Here is an 18927-nt window from a genome sequence, read left to right as displayed (position 1 = left end):
AAAGCCGTCGAAGTCATCGCGCAATGGAATTCCTGATGTCATCCGCAAACCTCAGTTTGCGATATTGATTCAGAACTCAACTGATTTGGAAACCTCAAAAAGAGTCAGAGATCGCTCACGCTGGTATAAGCGGCCCTTTGGCTTGGACAGTGTCGGACCGGAGCGCGCCGTCAAGGCTCAACATCTCGTCCAACTCGTCAAGAAAAGCCGCTATCGTTACTTCGTTGCGCTTGTAGAAGACGCATTGACCGATGCGTTTTGATGTCAGAAGGCCTGCACGATGCAATGTCCCAAGATGCGCCGAAACGGTCGATTGCGACAGTCCGTAGCGGTCAAATTGTCCTGCGCACACACCCATCGCCACGGGATAGCCCTGATCAGCAAAATGCTCTTCCGGCCTCTTGAGTTGTGTGAGTATCTCGATCCGAGTGCGGTGAGAGATAGCTTTGAGAATTTCGATCTGGGTCACGCTACACCAATGCTGGGCCTTCAGAGACAATTCCCGGGCGAGGATTTACCGGCACAGGTTGATCGCCCGCTCTCGACTCTCCGCCTCGGCAGCGAAACGGGAAAGCAGCATTGGACTGCATGCTCTGCTTGCAGAAGAGGTTACAGGCCCGTCAGTCCGACGGCAATCAGCGGCGTGGGTTCGATTGAAGACAAAGATAGTGCAGAAACTGCCATCGGCTTAGCTTGGCGGGCGCAGCAGGTTTCCGCAGTCCCGCGGCAGAGAGAGGACGCAATTGCGCGAGCTCGTGTAATTTCTAAGCAATTGGAAAGCACACGTCCTTGCGGGAACAATGTTCTGCCGCGTCTTTCAGTGCAGTCGGATTTTATCCAGGTATTCTGACAGTATGGCTGGCGATATGTCATACTAATAGCTATTTCAACTTATACCGCGGATAATTAGCCATTTATTATATTCAGTTTAACTACTTTATGGCCATTCTCACTTACCGTTCCAGTGTCGAGGATGGTTCTGCAATGATGGAAACTAATACAATGGACGATGATTCTCGCTTCAAAGTTTGGGCTATCGATCGTGCCAACCAGATTGTTGCTTCTCAGGTGATGGACTTGCTTCGAACCGCGGCGGATCAGACTGCCCGCACTGCCGAGCAAAGTGTCATTGCACTTGTACTGGCGATCACGGAAGCCCTGGGCGAAGCCCGCAACGTTCGATCCCAGGAATACTCAGATCCGGTTAAGACGCACTGAGACCAAGGGCTCAAGCGCCGGACGCCCTCCAACGGGCATTCGAGTGTTGTTCAATTGCCTTCGGTTTGAATTCTGATCCAGTCGATGTCCATGGTGTCGGATGAAGGGATATAGTCGCGATACTGTCCGATCTTAAATTTGGTCATGGGCGCCGCGGCAGGGTCGGGTTCGTAGCCAATCTTTCCCGTGATCTTGGCGATCAGAGTTTTGCCCTGATGGATTTCGACGAAACCCTTGCCCGTTCGGCTGGCCTGCACACGGTAGCTCATCTCAACCCACTGCCCGGCTGGCGTCTTGAGGATGGGATAGGCCCCGTACTCGACTTTGAGGTCTGGTGTACAGGCTTTGCCGCCGCTCTCCTCCGGCCGAATGGATTGACAGTACTGAGGTGTTCCGCTCTTCCAGACTGGGCTCTTGCCGTTCGAAAAGGGAGCCGAGGCAACGATGCAGCGGCACATGTCGTCCTGGATTGTGACATGCAGGATTCCGTCATCATATCGCTGCGCCAGAAACGGGCTGGGTGACCATTGCGCAAATTCCTTTTCATATTTCGGGTTGATTGGTTCTTCTTTCCATTGTGCCGTTACCCAGCGAATTGAATCGGTCGTGTTGAGCACGTCCTTCGGCATGCGGAAGCGGAAGGAGTAAAGCAACGGGACATCGGATTTTTGGACAAAGGGCTTTTGCAACCTCAGCTCCTGCCGTTGGATGCATTCACCCTCCTGATTGGCGGCCTTTGCACGTTTCCACGCCGCGTCGTCGCAAAACGGATCCGTGCGGTCAGCAGAGGGGCCCAAAACCAGGGCGGACTTGCCAAAAAAGCTCATTCCCAAGAATTCCGGCTTGCTCACATCAATGGCAAGACCGTAGTTGGTGACAGACTTGCTGCTCGGCAATTTGCAGGCCGGCATGCAATTCCTTCCACCGAGCGAAGATTCGGCGACGGTGATCCCAATGATATGATCGTTCTTGTCATCTGGGTCCGGACGAAAGGCTATCGGCGTGTTTTTCTGATCTATCTGGCATGAGCACCACTGCGTTTCATTCAACGCGGATGCTTTAAAATCGTCGAACACGAGGTCACGTGCCGAGACACTGGCAGCAAAAATTGTATAGGCAAAAAGAAACAATGGAATGACGCGATGCATGTCCTTGCTCCCCACAAGTAAGAATTGCGCCCGCCGATTAGGGCTCAAATGGAGAACTCCGTCAAATGATATTGCAACGTAGACGCGATCTGATCGCGCCTTCGTTGATGTCGCATTTCGTTGACTGGCGGCCAGCTTGGCGCGCTCTGTATCGGGCAAGGTTTCATAGCGCCCGAGGGAGGCTGTCCGAGCCGTATAGTCAGCGCTTTACGACGCCTTGGCTTCGAAAGCTGGCGGGAAATCACCCAGCGACTTTGCCTTGAGGATCAGGCCCTCGATATCCTGCGCAACGATCGCTTCAAGGTCGGCGAAGCTGTCGATGACGTAGTAGATCGGCTGGACGATATCGATCCGGTAGGGCGTCCTAAGGACGCTTAGCAGATCGAACGGCCGGAATTCGCAGGCGTTACCTTCCATTGCCGCCCTCGCTTCGCTTGGCGACGAGACGATACCCGCGCCGAAACAGCGGCGGCCTTCAGGTGTATTGATCAGCCCGAATTCGACGGTGAACCAGAAGATGCGGAACAAATGCCAGGAATAGCCCTTGCCGAGGCGAGCGGCAGTCTCGCCGAAATGCCGTACGAAATTGGCATAGCTCTGGTTGGTCAGTAGCGGGCAATGGCCAAAAACCTCGTGGAACAGGTCCGGTTCCTCGATATAGTCGATATGTTCGCGGCGGCGCAGGAAGGTCGCGAGCGGGAATTTGCCTTGCGACAAAAGCTCGTAAAAGCGCGAGGGCGGGATTAGCGCGGGGACGCCTTCTACGCCGAAGCCGGTGGTCTCGTTCAGGCGCCGATTGACGTCGAGAAGTTGAGGGACCTTGTCCGGCCTGAGCCCTAGCGTTTTGACGCCGTCCAGATATTCGTGGCAGGCCATATTGGCCAACAGCTTCAGCTGACGCCGATAGAGTTCGCCCCATATGGCATCCTCTTCGGCGGTATAGGCATATAAGCCGTCCGGGCCAGGAAGTTTTGCGGTGTAGCTGCTTTCCTTGACCATATGCTGATCCTCCCGAATACTGCAATCTTCTGACAATTATGCTCCGCGATCTGTGGATTTTCCTTTCTTTTGTGCTGGCAATGGCGATAAGAATGGAAAATCCTCTCAAGCGTGAGCCGCGGAATGAAAGAATCTGGCAGTATTCGCCGCAAGCTTCTACAGCTCGTTCAGGGCGATGGAAGTCTCTCATTGGCAGAGCTGGCTGAAAGGGCTGGCATGTCGCAGAGTTCGGCGTGGCGGAAGATCCAGGAGCTGGAATCCGACGGTGTAATCCGCAAGCGTGTGACGCTGCTCGATCCGGGAAAACTCGATCTCAAGCTCTGCGTGATCGCGCATGTAACGCTGGAGGATCATCACGAAGAGGCGGTGGCGTCTTTCGCCTCGGTGGTGCTGGAGCGGCCGGAGATCATGGAATGCTACGCGTTGTCAGGCGCTTTCGACTACATGCTGAAGATCCGGGTGAGGGACGTCGAAAGTTACGAGGCCTTCATGACCCGCTACCTCATGCGCAATACGCATGTGCGCACGGTCGTATCGAGTTTCGTGCTGCGCGAGCTCAAATTCTCGACCGAACTGCCGATCTAGCGCGATCTGCCAAGACTGCGCAGAGCGGTCTCGTCGGGATCATCGCGAACTGTCGCCATGCGAACTGCCCGAGGCGGGCACCGGCAGTCCTTCGAACGTCTTGAGAGTGTCGAGGACAATGGACGTTTTTACGTGCTGCACCGACTCGTGGGGCAAGAGGACGTCGTTGACGAATCTCGAAAGGCCGGCGAGCCCGCGGGTCGCAATTTTCAGGTGATAGTCCATTTCGCCGGTCAGAGCGTAGGCTTCAAGAACCTCCGGCAAGCCGTTGACCAATTGGGAAAATCTGCGAGCGTTGTCTCTGTTGTGGGTTGCGAGCGTCACGGAAATGACCACCAGCATGTCCAAACCCAATTTTTGCCGATCCAGGTTGGCCTGGTAACCCCTGATATATCCTTCAGACTCCAGCCTTGTCCGCCTGCGCGAGCATTGCGACGGCGAAAGCGCAATCCGCTCGCCCAACTCGTTGTTCGTCAACCTGCCGTCCTTCTGCAGCTCCTGCAGCAGACGCAAATCGAACGTGTCGAGCTGTTCATTCATTGCATCAAATCCCCAAACGCCTCACGAACCGTGCATAATTTCATCCTTATGCATGAAGAATGCAAGCACCTTGCATGCATTTTGGATCACACTTTGCATGATCAAGAAGTAAATCTCTGTGGAGGAGAAAATGGGTCCTTTCCCGCATGACGCACCGCCTTCGGAAATCACGGCAGACAATCCGGCTGGCACCGACGGCTTCGAATTCGTCGAGTTCGCTCACCCTGAGCCCCAGAAGCTGCGCGAGCTCTTCACGCGCATGGGCTATGTTATGGTCGCCAAGCACAGGACCAAGGATATCACGGTCTGGCGCCAGGGGGATATCAACTACATCCTGAACGCCGAACCGGGCAGCCATGCCACGCGTTTCGTCGCAGATCACGGCCCCTGTGCGCCGTCGATGGCCTGGCGCGTCGTCGATGCCAGGCACGCCTTCGATCACGCGGTGTCAAAAGGCGCTGTTCCCTATGAGGGCAGCGAGAAGACACTGGACGTTCCGGCGATCGTCGGGATCGGCGGCTCGCTGCTCTATTTCATCGAAATCTATGGTGCAAAAGGATCAGCTTACGAGGCCGAGTTCGAGTGGCTTGGCGCACGCGATCCGCGGCCGGAAGGTGTCGGCTTCTACTATCTCGACCATCTGACGCACAACGTCTACCGCGGCAACATGGACAAGTGGTGGGACTTCTACCGCGAACTGTTCAATTTCAAGCAAATCCACTTTTTCGATATTGACGGACGCTTCACCGGTCTGGTGAGCCGCGCCATCACATCGCCCTGCGGTAAAATCCGCATCCCGTTGAACGAATCGAAGGACGAGACGAGCCAGATCGAGGAATTTCTGAAGAAGTACAAGGGCGAGGGCATCCAGCACATCGCCGTTGGTACCGATAATGTCTACGAGGGTGTAGACAAGCTCGCCGGCAACGGCCTCCTCTTCATGCCGGGTCCCCCCAATACCTACTATGACATGTCCTATGCTCGCGTGAACGGTCATGATGAGCCGATCGAGCGCATGAAGAAGCACGGCATCCTGATCGACGGCGAAGGGGTGGTGAATGGCGGCATGACGAAAATCCTGCTACAAATCTTCTCGAAAACCGTCATCGGCCCGATCTTCTTCGAATTCATCCAGCGCAAAGGCGACGAGGGCTTCGGCGAGGGCAATTTCCGCGCTCTTTTCGAGTCGATCGAAGCAGATCAGATCAAGCGCGGCGTCATCGGCACTGCCGCCGAGTGACCTCGCGACGGTCGCGGGCATGCGTAGGATTGTCCTCAGGCTTTTGGGAGGAGTTGAGCAATGGAGCAGACGGTAATTAAGACTTCGGACGACGCGACCTCGGCGGCCAACAGCCTGAAATATATGCCGGGATTCGGCAACGACTTCGAGACCGAGTCCCTCCCGGGTGCGCTGCCGCAAGGCCAGAACAGTCCGCAGAAATGCAACTATGGGCTATATGCCGAGCAGTTGTCAGGCTCACCCTTTACCGCACCTCGTGGCACGAACGAGCGTTCCTGGCTCTACCGGATCCGCCCGAGTGTGCGTCATACGCGCCGTTTTTCCAATGAAAGTTACCCCTTCTGGAAAACGGCCCCATGCCTTGACGATCACTCGCTGCCGCTTGGCCAGTTGCGATGGAACCCCATCCCGACCCCAACAGAGACGCTCAACTTCCTCAACGGGATCCGCACCATGACGGCCGCCGGGGACGTCATGACCCAGGTGGGCATGGCGGCCCACGCCTATGCCTTCAACGACGACATGGTCGACGATTATTTCTTCAATGCCGATGGTGAGTTGCTGGTCGTGCCGCAGCTTGGCGCTATCAGGGTGTTCACCGAAATGGGCATCATGGATGTCGAGCCGTCCGAAATATGCCTCATCCCTCGCGGCATGATGTTCAAGGTGACGCGGACTGGTGAGGAACAGGTCTGGCGCGGATATGTCTGCGAGAACTACGGCGCTAAATTCACGCTGCCGGATCGCGGACCTATCGGCGCGAACTGCCTGGCAAATCCCCGCGACTTCAAGACCCCCGTCGCGACTTTCGAGGATAAGGAAACGCCTTGCCGCGTTCATGTTAAATGGTGCGGAAAGTTCTACGTCACGGAAATCGGCCACTGCCCGCTCGACGTCGTCGCCTGGCACGGCAACTATGCGCCGTTCAAATATGATCTGCGCACCTTCTCGCCGGTTGGCGCGATTCTGTTTGATCATCCCGATCCGTCGATCTTCACGGTGCTTACCGCCCCATCGGGGGAGGCGGGTACCGCAAACGTCGATTTCGTTATCTTCCCGCCGCGGTGGCTGGTCGCCGAGCATACATTCCGTCCGCCCTGGTACCACCGGAACATCATGAGCGAGTTCATGGGCCTCATCCATGGGCAATATGATGCCAAGGAGGAAGGCTTCGTGCCGGGCGGCATGAGCCTGCATAACATGATGCTGCCCCACGGGCCGGACATGCTGGGTTTCGAAAAAGCGTCCAATTCCGAACTCAAACCGGTGAAGCTGGATCACACGATGGCCTTCATGTTCGAGACCCGGTACCCGCAGCAACTGACGAAATATGCAGTCGAGCTGGAGACGCTGCAGGACAATTACCTGGAATGCTGGGACGGCCTGGAGCGCAAGTTCGACGGCACTCCGGGCATCAAGTGAAGACCGGTCACAGACGCTCCGACGTTGGAAGTAGGACATGAAGCTCGCTACATTGAAGGACTCCACTAGGGACGGCAGGCTCGTCGTCGTTTCTCGCGACCTTACCCTCTGCTCCGAGGTTGGTCACATCGCCCGGACGCTGCAGGCAGCACTCGATGACTGGGATCATGTGGCTCCCCGGCTGGTGCAGATCGCCGAGGGTATAGAGACCGGAGCGCAGCCGACGAGCAGGTTCCACGAGCACGATGCCGCGTCGCCATTGCCCCGAGCCTACCAATGGGCGGACGGTTCGGCCTACGTCAATCATGTCGAGCTGGTGCGCAAAGCCCGCAACGCCGAGATGCCCGCGAGCTTTTGGGTCGACCCGCTGATGTACCAGGGCGGCTCGGACGGTTTTCTCGCCCCGCGCGGCGCCATCGTGGTGGCAGACGAGGCTTATGGGATCGACATGGAAGGCGAAGTCGCCGTTATCGTCGGCGATGTTGCCATGGGTTCCAGTCCGGAGGCGGCCCGTCGTGCCATCCGCCTGCTGATGCTTGTCAACGACGTATCACTGCGCGGTCTCATACCGGCAGAGCTGGCAAAGGGCTTTGGCTTCTTCCAGTCCAAGCCCGCATCGACATTTTCGCCTGTCGCGGTGACGCCGGACGAACTCGGAGAGGCATGGGATGGCGGCAAGGTGCATCTTCCGCTGCTCGTGTCCTTGAACGGCAAGGCGTTCGGCAAGGCGAATGCCGGCATCGACATGACCTTTGATTTTGGCCAGCTGGTTGCCCATGCCGCCAAGACCCGCAATCTATTGGCAGGCACGATCATCGGCTCGGGAACGGTGTCCAACAAATTGGACGGCGGAGCGGGCAAGCCGATCGTAGATGGCGGAGACGGCTATTCCTGCATCGCCGAGATACGCACCATCGAGGTCATCGAAACAGGGTCGCCCAAGACCCCGTTCATGAAGTTCGGAGATCAGGTCCGCATCGAGATGAAGGATCGTGCCGGGCATTCGATCTTCGGAGCAATTGAGCAGACCGTCGAAAGATGCGGGGGGCCCGGGTCGCGATGAGCGCGGTCGTCCTATACGACTACTGGAGGTCGTCGGCGAGCTACCGCGTCCGCATAGCGCTCAACATGGCCGGAATCGACTATGCGACAGTGCCGGTCAACCTGTTGGAGGGCGCGCACAGGAACCCCGATTATCTCAAGCTGAACCCGCAGGGTTTGGTGCCCACATTGGTGATCGACGGAATGGCGCTGACGCAGTCACTTTCGATCATCGAATACCTGGCCGAGATGCGGCCGGAGAGTGGGTTGCTGCCGCGGGACGCTGCCGGCCGGCAAAGAGTGCGGGCGCTCGCATATGCGGTTGCCATGGACATCCATCCAATATGCAACATGCATGTCGCAGCGCACCTCGCAACCCTGACAGCCAAGGCCGATGCCCGCGAGGAATGGATGAAGCACTTCATCGCCGACGGACTTCGAAAACTGCAAATGATGCTCCGGGATGGCAACGGAGAGTTCAGCTTCGGAGACGCGCCGACCATGGCGGATCTTTGCCTTGTGCCACAGGTCTACAACGCCCGCCGCTGGGGTGTGGACATGACCGGCTTCCATCGCATCGTCGATATCGATCGCAACTGTGCGGAACTGCCCGCCTTTCAGGCGGCGCACCCTGATCGCGTCAGACAGTAGCGAAATCCGACGGGCCTCAATTGTTGGCCTTGGTTGCCTCATACGCCCACGTCGCGCAAATTTGAGTATCCGGCGCCCGCTGTTCGCGGGCCCGGGGACTAGCGAGGGCGAAAAAACCCAATCAATGTACTAGTCGTCGATGCGAAATCCGACCTTCATCACGACCTGATAGTGCTCCACCTCACCATCCTTGATGTGCCCCCTGATCTGGTCCACTTCGAACCATTCAAGTTTTCTCATGGTTTTCGAGGCTCGCAAAACAGCCGTTTTGATCGCCTCGGTCACCGAGACCTTCGAACTGCCGATCAATTCCACCTTCTTATAAACATGGTCGCTCACGGGATCCTCCCAGCTTGGTTCAGACTTGGTTCGACTTCGTAGACCCGCCTGCACCGCGCTTCCGTGGCTTGGTCGGAGAAACATCCAATCGAGTTCGTGGCATCGGTCGAACGACGGGGCGTCAGCGGTTTCCATGCTCCGCAGCCGACATTCACGATCCGGCAATAGTTCGACCTTGTCAAATGGCCAGAACTACGCTCGATGCAATTGCCATAGGGGTCAAACAGGCGGTTGCGGCGAAGTTCTCCGATCCTTGATCGAGATCCCAGATGCGCTTCTGCTATGAATAAAAAACTCAATCTTGAATAAACATCTGTCAACGATAATTAATTGTCTATAAGTTGTATTAGTATGGGCATTGACGAGCTGCCAGAAGCATCCTAATCGTAAGGCTGTCCTGCTATTCTCTCGGAAGTGAGGGTCTTAACAGCGACAGCGACGACCGGAGCCTTGCATTATAGGCCCGGATTGACGCCAGATGAGCTGGCACCCATCGTTCTTCGGCGCAACCAACGCACGATCTTATGATGGCAAGCCGTTTGTTCACGGTTGGAAGAATTCCTCGTGGCACACGCATTCTCGCATCAATGACGCCGACCCTGGTCACCGTGCATCCGATGCGAATGTTAACCTCCCAATGACTTGCGCTTGATGGCTCGAACACGACCGTCTGCAACAAATACTCGTCGGTTCATCCAACACCGTGGACCGATCAAAGTCATTGGAGACGTATGGAATGACGGTGAAGTCTTTGACCAGCACCGTTTTCACAAGACGTGTCGCATCTGCCATCCTTTTGTCGTGGGTGGCACACGCCTCTCCCAGTTTCGCCGACGATACGGCGCAGACCGCTGCTCCCGTACAGCCGGCCAACCAGACTACGTCTGCGCAACGGGATGCGTCCCCTCCGCAAGGCGTACCGCCGGCGCAGCCCCAGCTCCATGCGACGAAGTTCGACAACTGGTATTACCGTTGCTTTGACGGCAGGGCGGCGGACGGGTCGCAGGCTTCGAGCTGCGAGGTGGCACAGATCGCGACCGTGAAGCAGGGCGACCAGGACGTCAACGTGCTGACGCTGGCCTTTGCCGCGGCGCCACCGTCTGTGTCGGCCGCCGCGCAGAAGAGCAGCAACCGCAAAGCACCCGATATTCTTCTGACAGCGCTGGTGCCGCTCAACATGTATCTACCGGTCGGCCTTGGGATCGATGCCGGTGACAAGCCTGTCGTGCAGCTTGCCTATCGCAATTGCAACCAGTCCGGATGCTGGGCCCAGCAAAAGCTGGATGCCAAGGCAATGGCTAACCACCGGCGTGCCGGATATCACGTCAGCACCGATGGCGCGATCGAACTGATCGGCGGAATCATCGCCTTTTGCTCGATTCAAATTCAAATTTAATCGAGAAACCGCCTTTGCCACAATCGCTCGGAGTTGATCTGGAATCGAGCGAAGGTATTTCGCGGTTCACTCTGGAGTTAAATATCGGCCGAAATAAATGCCGGCTGCAACTTCTCAACGATCGTATGTTCTCTCTTGGTCTTCCGGCTCGAATGCATCGGCAATGATCTCCTCGAGGTCGGATACTTCTTGGTCAGTGAGCTTTGCGAATTCTTTGTTTCGCCGCTGCTTGGAAAGTCGACCGTCGTTCCGGTGAACGAAAGTGATCAGGGAGCTAATCATCGAATCGGGCATCTCCAATAGATCCTGTATTCTTCGCTTTGCCTCGTCGTAGCAGGCCAGGTATGCGATCTCTTTGGGAAGATCTTCTTCGATGGTCCTTATGACGCACATGTACAAGAATTCCGACAGGTATGTGTAGTCGCCGTAGCGATAGAGATCGGCGGTGTCGTTCAGGACGGAGACATTTTGTTGTGCGGTCGGCACCCATTCGATATATGGAAGAAGCGGTCCCGTGAAATCACGTAGATGGGCGGCGTAGTCAGCATCGCGGTCGAGCAGGACAGTCGAGACTGGGAATATCAGTCCTGCTGGCGTGAAGCGCCGTTCTGCAAGGACGTGGTGGATCAGATAGCGGTGCAGTCGTCCGTTCCCATCGACGAACGGATGCACGGCAACAAAACCGAACGCAACGATAGTTGCTTGCACGACAGCATCCACCCCGCTTTCCGCCATTTTCTGGCCCACGGCGATTATGCCTTCAATAAGGCTTTGAACATCTTCATGCCTAGCTGAGACGAACTCTGGCAGTGGATTGTTTTCTTTGTCTCTTCCTCCAATAAAGCCTCCTTCGTCACGTAGACCCTGTCTTATAAAGCGGTCTTCTTCGATAACGATGGCCTGTAGGCGTTCGAGCTCATCTACGGAGAGTGGGTTTCTTCCAGCTTGGGAAATGGCTCTCATCCATCGTTCAAGCCGGTTTCGAGGCGGGCGTTCACCTTCGATCTGATAGGAGGCCTGTGTGTCAGAAAGTAGCATGAAGCTGGCCGCGCGGGCGATGACGCCTTTGCTGACCTCACCAATTAGCTCTTTTGCCTGTGTATCCCAACGGCTGGCGACAGCGTCCTCAAGTGTGGGCGTTCTTCTAACGATCGGGCAGAACTCTCGATTGCCTAGGAGGTTGTTTCTCACTCGGTGACGGGCCGAGTTGGCCGGCAGGGATGTGAAATATGCGGACGGATCGATGGCGTCGACGTAGTTGCCGCGACTAGCATCCGGAACGTCCAGTGTTTCACCCGTCAGCCACTCGTAGAAGAACCAGACGCGGCGAGCCGTGGCCCCCGTCGGCTCGCTGAGCACCAATTTCTCTATTTCACGCTTTGGTGCCGCAACAAGGAGGCGTTTGAGGATCAGTAGGTCGACAACTTCGTAACGTAGCGCGAAAGCCAAGTGACCGGCGAGGGTATTCGCAGGCGCGTAGCGCGCGTCATAAACTATCCAGCCGTCCATCTCTCGTTTAGTGTCCCTAAGAGTAACATCTGAAATGGCTGCCGGCGTTTTTAAAGGGGCCTTGACTGCGAATTCAGATATTAACGCGCTCCAGCCGGCCAGAGAGGTACGCGTCGGTACTAGTCGCTCCTGAAATATGCGAGGGAAGGGTCGGAACGTCATAGTTGGCTCCGTGTGGAAAAGCGATTAACACCATGGAAATTCGATTATTATCGGATGTCAACGTGGAAGATGGATTACTTTAGTGGAATATTGATTACTTATCTCATACTTTGTGGAAAATGGATTATTAAAACTGAAGTGACAATAGTGTAAAATCGATTACTGGCGTGGAAAATCGATTACGAATTTGATGATTTGCGAATTTTCGATTATCTGGGAATGGCAGACAAGGCCCTGAAATCCAGAGAGGCGGGACTGGCGTCCATGTCTCATACCCTCCGAACGGCTTGTTTGCGCGATGTTCCAACACATGTCTTCTGCCAATGCATTTGGACTGCAAGTTGTCGTGGGATTGCAACCTGCGGCGCTCCAATTGAATGACCCGCACGTCACGACCTGCATGCGACAGCATAGTCGCTAATGACGGCCTTGACGCTTGCGATCAGTATATTGTGCGGTGTTGGCGAAAGCGCTCCGCTCGCAACTTGAGGATAGAGTGGGCCAAGATACTGGCTGATCAAGGTTTCGGGGATTGCGTCGTCACCCAGCACCGTCATCAAACGGTCGACCGCCGATTGCACCTGCGGGTGCGGCCAATAATAGCGGATACGGTCGCTGTAGCTAAAATGACGCTGCAGCCGCAGCTCGCGTTCGTCGCCGTGATAATATTTCGCCCAGTTTCCCGGTTCGGCCAGCATCAGCCTTTCCATTGCGGCGCGCAGGGTTTGCTCATCGGGGATGCAGAACAGAAAGGATGCGATCTGGTCTAGCCCGTAAAGCGCTTCGCGCAAAGCGAACGTCAGGCCGGGGCCGACCTTCAAGATCCGGAAGCCGTCCTCGACGAGGGCGGATAGCGCCGGAACCGGCTGATAATCGGTGGAATGAGCCTCGAACACAAACTGCGGCATCCGGGAAAGGGCGGCATTTAGTTCTCGTGCCGCGGGCCTGTTGTAAAACACTACGTTCTCGTTGCCGAACTCGACACCCGGCTGCACCACGACCCCGATCGCGCGCTCAAATGCTGCCTCCAGCCCGCGTGCCGAGAACGCGCGGCGGTGCACCTCTACCGTTTCAAGGGCGGCCTGCGCTGTGGTAACCTGCAGGTGTTCGACCACCTCCATCGCGCCGCCGGGAATGGGGACCTCAGTGCCGATGATATAGACTGGCGCACCGAAACTTGAGCCCGCTGCCGAGGCTTCGCAAACTTTCGCCAGCCGTGCTGCTCGTTCGGCGGTCACCTGGTCGGCAAGCGCCGTGCCTTCGCCCGCGCATCCCATGCTGGTGTCGAGGTGGATCTTCGTAAAGCCCGCGGCGGTAAAGGCATCGATCATGACCTCGGCGCGAACGAGAGCCTCCTCAGCCGGCAGATGCTTCCACGGATTGGGGCCGAGATGATCTCCGCCGAGAATGAGGTCCTGCGGGTCGAAGCCCACTTTTTCGGCGATGGCTTCGACGAAGCGGCGGAAGCCGGCCGGTGTCATGCCGGTATAGCCACCCTCCTGATTGACCTGATTGCACGTCGCCTCGATCAGAAGCGGGCCACCCTCCTGCTTGCCATGAAGCATTGCGGCCTCGATCACAAGCGGATGCGCCGAACAGATCGACGCGATACCGCCCTTGATGCCTGCTGATTGGCGGCCGGCAAGGCCTCTGAGTGCATCGGTCGTCATATCAAATTTCCTTGAAACGGCATTCCACTGGTATGGGATAGCGCAAGGGTAGCGACAAAATAATCAAAATCAATCACAAATACGATTGACATTGATTTTTTAAGGTGCTGTTTTAGGATCAATTAATCAATGAAGGGCAGCCCGCAGCGTGAAAGACGATCGATTTTCGGCCATTCGCCAGCACCTCTATAGCTCCGGCTACAGCTCCATCCAGGAGATTGCCGAGGCTGTGGGTGCATCGCCGGCGACCATCCGGCGCGATCTGTTGGCGCTCGAGGCAGAAGGCGCGATCTCGCGCACCCACGGTGGGGCTCGCATCGCGGAAAGTGCTGGTATCGAGGTTGCATTCGAAGTTCGCGAACAGCGCAATCTCTCTGCCAAGCGCGCCATCGGAGATGCTGCTTTCGAAACGATCGCCCCGCATAGTGCCATCTTCCTCGATGCGGGCACGACCGTCCTGCAGGTGGCCCGTCGCATCCGGCTCAACCCGCTGCCGCTGTCGGTCTTTACCAATTGCGTGACCGTCGCCCAGGTGTTGATGGATGTCCGCGATCTGAAGATCACGCTGCTCGGTGGGCATCTGCGTCCGCAAAATGCTTCGATGGTCGGTAGCCTTGCCGAGGAGATGCTTGATCGCCTCTGGTTCGACCGACTGTTTCTTGGAGCCGGCGCAATCGCTGAGGATTGCTGCGTCTACAGCCTTGACGAGGAAGAAGCGCGCCTCAATGAGAAAATGCTATCGCGCGCCACGGTCAAGAGCCTGTTGGTCGACAGCAGCAAGTTCGGCCAGCGCTTGACCTACAAGGTGGCGCGCCTGACCCGTGACGTCGGCATCATCACCGATGACGGTCTCAGCGCAGCCTGGGAATCGCGTCTGCGGGAAGCCAGTTGCGAACTGAACGTTGTCAGCAGTGCGGTCAATGACAATACCTCTGCGGCGGCACGCGCATGACGCTCATCCTCGGCTTGGACAGCGGCGGTACAAAAACGGTCCTGGCGCTCGCCGACCGAAGTGGGCAGGTGACCTTGCTACGCCGCGGGCTTGGGCTTGATCCCTCGACGGGCAGCGACTGGGCAGGCACCCTGAAGTCTCTGCTTGCCGCCGATGCGCAAGGCCTCGCGGCCTCCGTCCTCGGTCTTCCGTTCCATGATGAGGTAAAGCGATACAGCGACGAGCAGACTTCGGTCGCCAAGGCACTGATCCCCGGCAACACCCTAGTGCAAAATGACGTGCGCATCGCTTTCGACGGGGCGCTGGCCGGCAAGGCAGGAGCGCTGGTTCTCGCTGGCACCGGATCGATGATCTGGGCAAGTCTGAACGGACCCTCCGATCCGCATATCCGCGTTGGCGGCTGGGGCGACGCGTTCGGTGACGAAGGCAGCGCTTACTGGATTGGCCGCGAAGCTCTGGCCCTCGTCAGTCGGCATCTGGATGGCCGCGTTGCAGCGCCGGAATTCTGCAAAGGCGTGCTTTTAACGCTCGCTCTCGATCCCGGCGATCTGATCGGTTGGTGCTATGCGCTTGAAAACCGGCGCAAGGCATTTGCGGAACTTGCCCGAACGATCTCGTCACTCGCAGAGGCTGGCAATGCGGATGCCAAATTCATCCTGCATGGCGCGGCCGATCATCTCGCCGATCACCTCAAGGCCGCCTGGCGCCAGGCGAAAACGGACGAGCCGCTTCGCTGGACCTACGCCGGCGGGGTGCTGTCGAGCGCGATCGTGCGCGATCGAATTGCAGTGCGGGTTGGATCGGAGGCGGTCGTGCCGCGGCTGCCACCAGTCGGCGGCGCACTCCTGCGCGCGGCAGCAAATGCCGGCTGGTCTATTGACGATGGCTGGCTGGACCGCCTGTCCGCATCGCTGAACAAGCTCAACCACAACGACGATTACCAACAAAAAGGGGAATGATCATGAAAAGACGTCTGTTTCTATCAACTGTCGTGGCGCTGCATGCGGCGTTTCTAGCGTCCGGCATGCCGGCATTTGCTGACGATGCCAAGCCGCTCGCCGGCCAGAACCTGACGGTGCTTCTGCCGCCTTGGGTGACGCTGCCGAAGGAAATGACCGATCGCTTTACTGCCAAGACCGGCATCATTCTCGACAGCCAGACACTCGGATGGGATGACATCCGGACCAAAGTGGTAACCTCGATGGTCGCCAACACCGCGCCGGCCAGCGCCACTGAAGTCGACTGGTCCTGGGTGGGCCAGTTCGGCGCGGCCGGATGGTATCAGCCCCTCGACACAGCGATAGACCCCGCCGTTCTGGCTGATATGCCGGCATCGAAGATCTTTACCTATGACGGCAAGCTGATCGCCATTCCCTACAACAACGATTTTCGACTGCTGATCTACAACAAGAGCCACCTCGACAAGGCAGGCATCAAGGCCGCGCCGAAGACACCCGACGAGTTGCTGGCCGATGCGAAGGCGATCAAGGCCGCCAAGATCGTCGATTATCCGATCGGCCTGCCGCTTTCGGCAACCGAAGGCAGCGCAACCGCCTGGTATCTCTTGACCAAGGCATTTGGCGGCGAGTTGTTCGATGACAAATTCCAGCCCCTCTTCGTGTCGCCCGATTCAGCCGGCTACAAGGCAATGAGTTTCGAAGTCGAAGCTTTGAAGGCCGGGCTCATCGATCCGGCTGCGACCGGCCTCAAGGATGTGGATGTCCAGGAACTGTTCAAGAGCGGCAAGATTACCTTCGACGTCGCGGGTTGGGCCGGCAATCTCGCCGTCTATACTGATGCGTCGAAGTCGCAAGTGGCAAGCGATGCCAAGGCAGCGCTGATGCCGTCGGTCACCGGGACCTCTCGCACGTTCGGCTTGCCGGGCGCGCTTGGCATCCCGACGTCGGCGGAAAACAAGGACGCGGCTATCGCCTTCATCAACTGGATGCTGGAGCCGGAAACCGCAATCGCCGACTACACGCTACTTGGCAATCTTCCGACCCGCCTTAGTGTCCTCAAGCAGCTCAACGATGCCGGCAAGCTCAAGGAGGGCGACGTTCTTCTCGAGCAGGCAAAACTCTCCGAACCGCTGTTCGCGCAGGGAACGCCCGGCTGGTATCCGCAGTTTTCGAGCGCCGTTGCCAGCGCTCTGAACCAGGCGGCCAAGGGCCAAATCTCCGTTGCCGATGCCGTCAAGCAAATTGCTGAAGAAACCAAGACGGCGCAGCAGTAACAACCGGGCAATAGAGGCCGCACAACCATGACTTCCGTACCCTCAAATGTGCGGCCTCGGGTATTCAATGGCGAGGCCGGACTGGGACTTGCTTTTGCCCTGCCAATCATCGTCATCATGGGCAGCCTGGTTTTCCTGCCGCTGGTGACGACGTTCGTCGACAGCCTCTATCGCATCGAACCGATGCGAGCGGGCAGTCCCTACGTCGGCTTTGGCAATTACGCGGCACTCGCCTCCGACGGCAATGTCCGGCTGGCGTGGCTTAACACCCTGATCTATGTGATCATCGCCGTCATCCTTGAGACCGTTGGCGGTCTTGCGGCCGCCCTGCTGCTCAACAAAGTCAAGCTCGGGCGGCGGTGGTTGCTGGCAGCGCTTGTGCTGCCATGGTGTCTGCCGCCTGTCGTCAATGCCGTTGTCTGGTTGTGGATCTACAATCCGAGCTACGGCCTGCTGAACGGCATTCTGCAATCCGTCGGCATCATCAGCGAGAACAAGGTTTGGTTCAACGACCGCGAGACGGCGCTCTTTCTCGTGGCCCTGGTGCATGTCTGGCGAATGATGCCGCTCACGGCGATCATCTTGCTGGCCTCGCTGCAGAGCATTCCGGCAGATCTCTACGAGGCGGCAAAGCTCGATGGCGCGGGAGCAGTGAAGTCTTTCCGGCTGGTAACGCTGCCATTGATCTCGGGCGGGCTGGCCATCGCGCTCAGCCAGTCGACCGTATTCGCCTTCAATCTGTTCGACGAGGCCTGGATCCTCACAGGCTCGAGCCTGGATACGCGGACGGTAATCATTCAAGTCTATATGTCGGCTTTCCAGAATCTCAAATTCTCGTTCGGCATGGCCCTTTCGATCCTGGCGATGATCGCTTCGCTGTTGGTGTCGCTCATCTATGTCCTCAAAGTTTACCGCGAAACGAGGTTCGACTGATGAACCGCCACACACTCCATTACCTTGCATCGAAGACCGGCCTGACCGTGGCCGTCATCCTCTTGCTCAGCTGGTCCATCGGTCCGATCTACTGGTCGTTGGTCACCAGCCTGACGACGCCGACCGACATGATCTCGACTGTCCCGCATTTCTGGCCGCCGAAAATCACCTTCGAGCATTATGAGAAGCTTCTGGGTGCGACCAGCCAGTCGCAGGGCAACGAGGTCCAGTCGGTCTGGCCGCAATTTTCGCGAGCCTTCATCAACAGTATGGTGACGTCGATTGTCAGCACACTGCTGACGGTCATTATTGCTGCCTTTGGTGCCTATGCCTTTGTGCGCCTGCGTTTCCCGGGCCGCGATCTGTTGTTCGTCCTTGTTGTCGCGACGCTGGCGATTCCGGCCTATACCGTGATGATCCCACTTTATCGGCTGATGATCTCGCTGAAATTGATCGACACCTTTACCGGTGTCATTCTGATCTACATCTCGGCCTTCCTGCCGCTGGCCCTGTGGTTGATGCGCAGCGTTTATCAGGCCATGCCGATTTCGCTTGAGGAGGCTGCCTGGCTCGATGGCGCCAGCAAGGTCTACACGCTGGTCCGCATCGTCATGCCGCTGGCCGCGCCCGGCCTGATTGCCAGCGCTATCCTGACGTTTCTCAACGCCTGGGGCCAATTCATGGTGCCGCTGGTCTTCTCTCCCACGCTGAAGACCAAGCCACTGACCGTGCTCATCCCGGAATTCGTTACCCGGAACTATGTCGACTACGGCCTGATGAATGCCGCCGGCATCCTGGCGATCATCCCGCCGGTTCTGCTCGTACTTTTTCTCAATCGCTATCTGGTGCAGGGCCTCATGGCCGGCGCCAGCAAATAAGAACCATTGGA

General features: G+C 57.3%; 19 protein-coding genes and 1 pseudogene. 13 read left to right on the top strand and 7 right to left on the bottom strand.

What is annotated here, in order from left to right; translation table 11 throughout:
- Positions 1 to 262 (top strand): hypothetical protein (locus tag CPY51_RS33155; protein WP_244598466.1); only part of this gene is annotated, 262 nt, incomplete at its 5' end.
- Here the strand turns inward: CPY51_RS33155 and CPY51_RS05600 are convergent.
- Positions 179 to 469: pseudogene (locus tag CPY51_RS05600) on the bottom strand (ArsR/SmtB family transcription factor); the annotation flags it as partial. The gene CPY51_RS33155 and the pseudogene CPY51_RS05600 overlap by 84 nt on opposite strands.
- 533 nt (positions 470 to 1002) lie before the next feature.
- Between CPY51_RS05600 and CPY51_RS05595 the strand changes: the two are divergent.
- Positions 1003 to 1218 (top strand): hypothetical protein, encoded by a 216-nt coding sequence (locus tag CPY51_RS05595; RefSeq protein WP_111159204.1) that lies wholly within the window; start codon positions 1003 to 1005, stop codon positions 1216 to 1218.
- 50 nt (positions 1219 to 1268) lie between these two features.
- On the opposite strand, the gene CPY51_RS05590 is transcribed toward CPY51_RS05595, so the two are convergent.
- Both CPY51_RS05590 and CPY51_RS05585 read right to left on the bottom strand, forming a co-directional pair.
- Positions 1269 to 2366 carry a heparin lyase I family protein gene (locus CPY51_RS05590; RefSeq protein WP_111159202.1) on the bottom strand — a complete coding sequence of 366 codons (1098 nt, stop codon included), beginning with the start codon at positions 2364 to 2366 and terminating at the stop codon, positions 1269 to 1271.
- A gap of 207 nt (positions 2367 to 2573) precedes the next feature.
- Positions 2574 to 3365 carry a phenylalanine 4-monooxygenase gene (locus CPY51_RS05585; RefSeq protein ID WP_111159200.1) on the bottom strand — a complete coding sequence of 264 codons (792 nt, stop codon included), beginning with the start codon at positions 3363 to 3365 and terminating at the stop codon, positions 2574 to 2576.
- A gap of 123 nt (positions 3366 to 3488) precedes the next feature.
- On the opposite strand from CPY51_RS05585, the gene CPY51_RS05580 reads away from it, so the two are divergent.
- Positions 3489 to 3950, top strand: a complete 462-nt coding sequence (locus CPY51_RS05580) for an Lrp/AsnC family transcriptional regulator (RefSeq protein WP_111159199.1) — start codon at positions 3489 to 3491, stop codon at positions 3948 to 3950.
- A 39-nt stretch (positions 3951 to 3989) separates the two neighbouring features.
- Here CPY51_RS05580 and CPY51_RS05575 read toward each other — a convergent pair whose 3' ends face one another.
- Positions 3990 to 4490: an Lrp/AsnC family transcriptional regulator gene (locus tag CPY51_RS05575; protein ID WP_111159197.1), complete on the bottom strand. Its 501-nt coding sequence runs from the start codon at positions 4488 to 4490 to the stop codon at positions 3990 to 3992.
- Positions 4491 to 4620: 130 nt separating this feature from the next.
- On the opposite strand from CPY51_RS05575, the gene hppD reads away from it, so the two are divergent.
- Genes hppD through maiA form a run of 4 tightly spaced genes read left to right on the top strand, consistent with a single transcriptional unit; the run spans position 4621 to position 8844 of the window.
- Entirely contained in the window at positions 4621 to 5730 is a 1110-nt protein-coding gene (hppD, locus tag CPY51_RS05570; protein ID WP_111159195.1) for a 4-hydroxyphenylpyruvate dioxygenase, read from the top strand.
- Positions 5731 to 5790: 60 nt separating this feature from the next.
- Positions 5791 to 7152, top strand: coding sequence for a homogentisate 1,2-dioxygenase (gene hmgA, locus CPY51_RS05565; protein ID WP_111159193.1), 1362 nt, complete (start codon positions 5791 to 5793; stop codon positions 7150 to 7152).
- 37 nt (positions 7153 to 7189) lie between these two features.
- Positions 7190 to 8215 (top strand): fumarylacetoacetate hydrolase family protein, encoded by a 1026-nt coding sequence (locus tag CPY51_RS05560; protein WP_111159191.1) that lies wholly within the window; start codon positions 7190 to 7192, stop codon positions 8213 to 8215.
- Entirely contained in the window at positions 8212 to 8844 is a 633-nt protein-coding gene (gene maiA / locus CPY51_RS05555; protein WP_111159212.1) for a maleylacetoacetate isomerase, read from the top strand. The genes CPY51_RS05560 and maiA overlap by 4 nt, the downstream gene beginning before the upstream one ends.
- A 129-nt stretch (positions 8845 to 8973) precedes the next feature.
- Here maiA and CPY51_RS05550 read toward each other — a convergent pair whose 3' ends face one another.
- Positions 8974 to 9183 (bottom strand): dodecin, encoded by a 210-nt coding sequence (locus CPY51_RS05550; protein ID WP_111159189.1) that lies wholly within the window; start codon positions 9181 to 9183, stop codon positions 8974 to 8976.
- A 736-nt stretch (positions 9184 to 9919) separates the two neighbouring features.
- Between CPY51_RS05550 and CPY51_RS05545 the strand changes: the two genes are divergently transcribed.
- On the top strand, positions 9920 to 10579 hold the full coding sequence (locus CPY51_RS05545) for an invasion associated locus B family protein (protein ID WP_111159187.1): 660 nt from the start codon (positions 9920 to 9922) through the stop codon (positions 10577 to 10579).
- Between the two features lie 114 nt (positions 10580 to 10693).
- Here CPY51_RS05545 and CPY51_RS05540 read toward each other — a convergent pair whose 3' ends face one another.
- Together CPY51_RS05540 and CPY51_RS05535 are read right to left on the bottom strand one after the other, a co-directional pair.
- Complete coding sequence (locus CPY51_RS05540; protein ID WP_244598465.1) at positions 10694 to 12088, bottom strand: Fic family protein; 1395 nt, start codon at positions 12086 to 12088, stop codon at positions 10694 to 10696.
- 551 nt (positions 12089 to 12639) lie between these two features.
- Complete coding sequence (locus tag CPY51_RS05535) at positions 12640 to 13920, bottom strand: D-tagatose-bisphosphate aldolase, class II, non-catalytic subunit (RefSeq protein WP_111159183.1); 1281 nt, start codon at positions 13918 to 13920, stop codon at positions 12640 to 12642.
- A gap of 148 nt (positions 13921 to 14068) precedes the next feature.
- On the opposite strand from CPY51_RS05535, the gene CPY51_RS05530 reads away from it, so the two are divergent.
- The 5 genes from CPY51_RS05530 to CPY51_RS05510 are packed head-to-tail and all read left to right on the top strand — an operon-like array spanning position 14069 to position 18916.
- The gene (locus CPY51_RS05530; protein ID WP_111159181.1) at positions 14069 to 14872 is read left to right on the top strand and encodes a DeoR/GlpR family DNA-binding transcription regulator; all 804 of its coding nucleotides are present in this window, start codon (positions 14069 to 14071) and stop codon (positions 14870 to 14872) included.
- A complete protein-coding gene (locus CPY51_RS05525) occupies positions 14869 to 15831 on the top strand; it encodes an N-acetylglucosamine kinase (protein WP_111159179.1) in 963 nt (320 codons plus the stop codon). The genes CPY51_RS05530 and CPY51_RS05525 overlap by 4 nt, the downstream gene beginning before the upstream one ends.
- A 2-nt stretch (positions 15832 to 15833) precedes the next feature.
- The gene (locus CPY51_RS05520; protein ID WP_111159177.1) at positions 15834 to 17105 is read left to right on the top strand and encodes an extracellular solute-binding protein; all 1272 of its coding nucleotides are present in this window, start codon (positions 15834 to 15836) and stop codon (positions 17103 to 17105) included.
- A 27-nt stretch (positions 17106 to 17132) separates the two neighbouring features.
- Complete coding sequence (locus CPY51_RS05515; protein ID WP_111159175.1) at positions 17133 to 18038, top strand: carbohydrate ABC transporter permease; 906 nt, start codon at positions 17133 to 17135, stop codon at positions 18036 to 18038.
- On the top strand, positions 18038 to 18916 hold the full coding sequence (locus tag CPY51_RS05510) for a carbohydrate ABC transporter permease (protein WP_111159173.1): 879 nt from the start codon (positions 18038 to 18040) through the stop codon (positions 18914 to 18916). The genes CPY51_RS05515 and CPY51_RS05510 overlap by 1 nt, the downstream gene beginning before the upstream one ends.
- Positions 18917 to 18927 lie beyond the last annotated feature (11 nt).

The organism is Arminella tubonensis (assembly GCF_003240585.1).
GTDB classification, from domain to species: Bacteria; Pseudomonadota; Alphaproteobacteria; order Rhizobiales; family Rhizobiaceae; genus Rhizobium; species Rhizobium tubonense.
The sequence above is the reverse complement of the archived record's forward strand: the minus strand, read 5'-3'. Positions and strand labels throughout refer to the sequence as shown.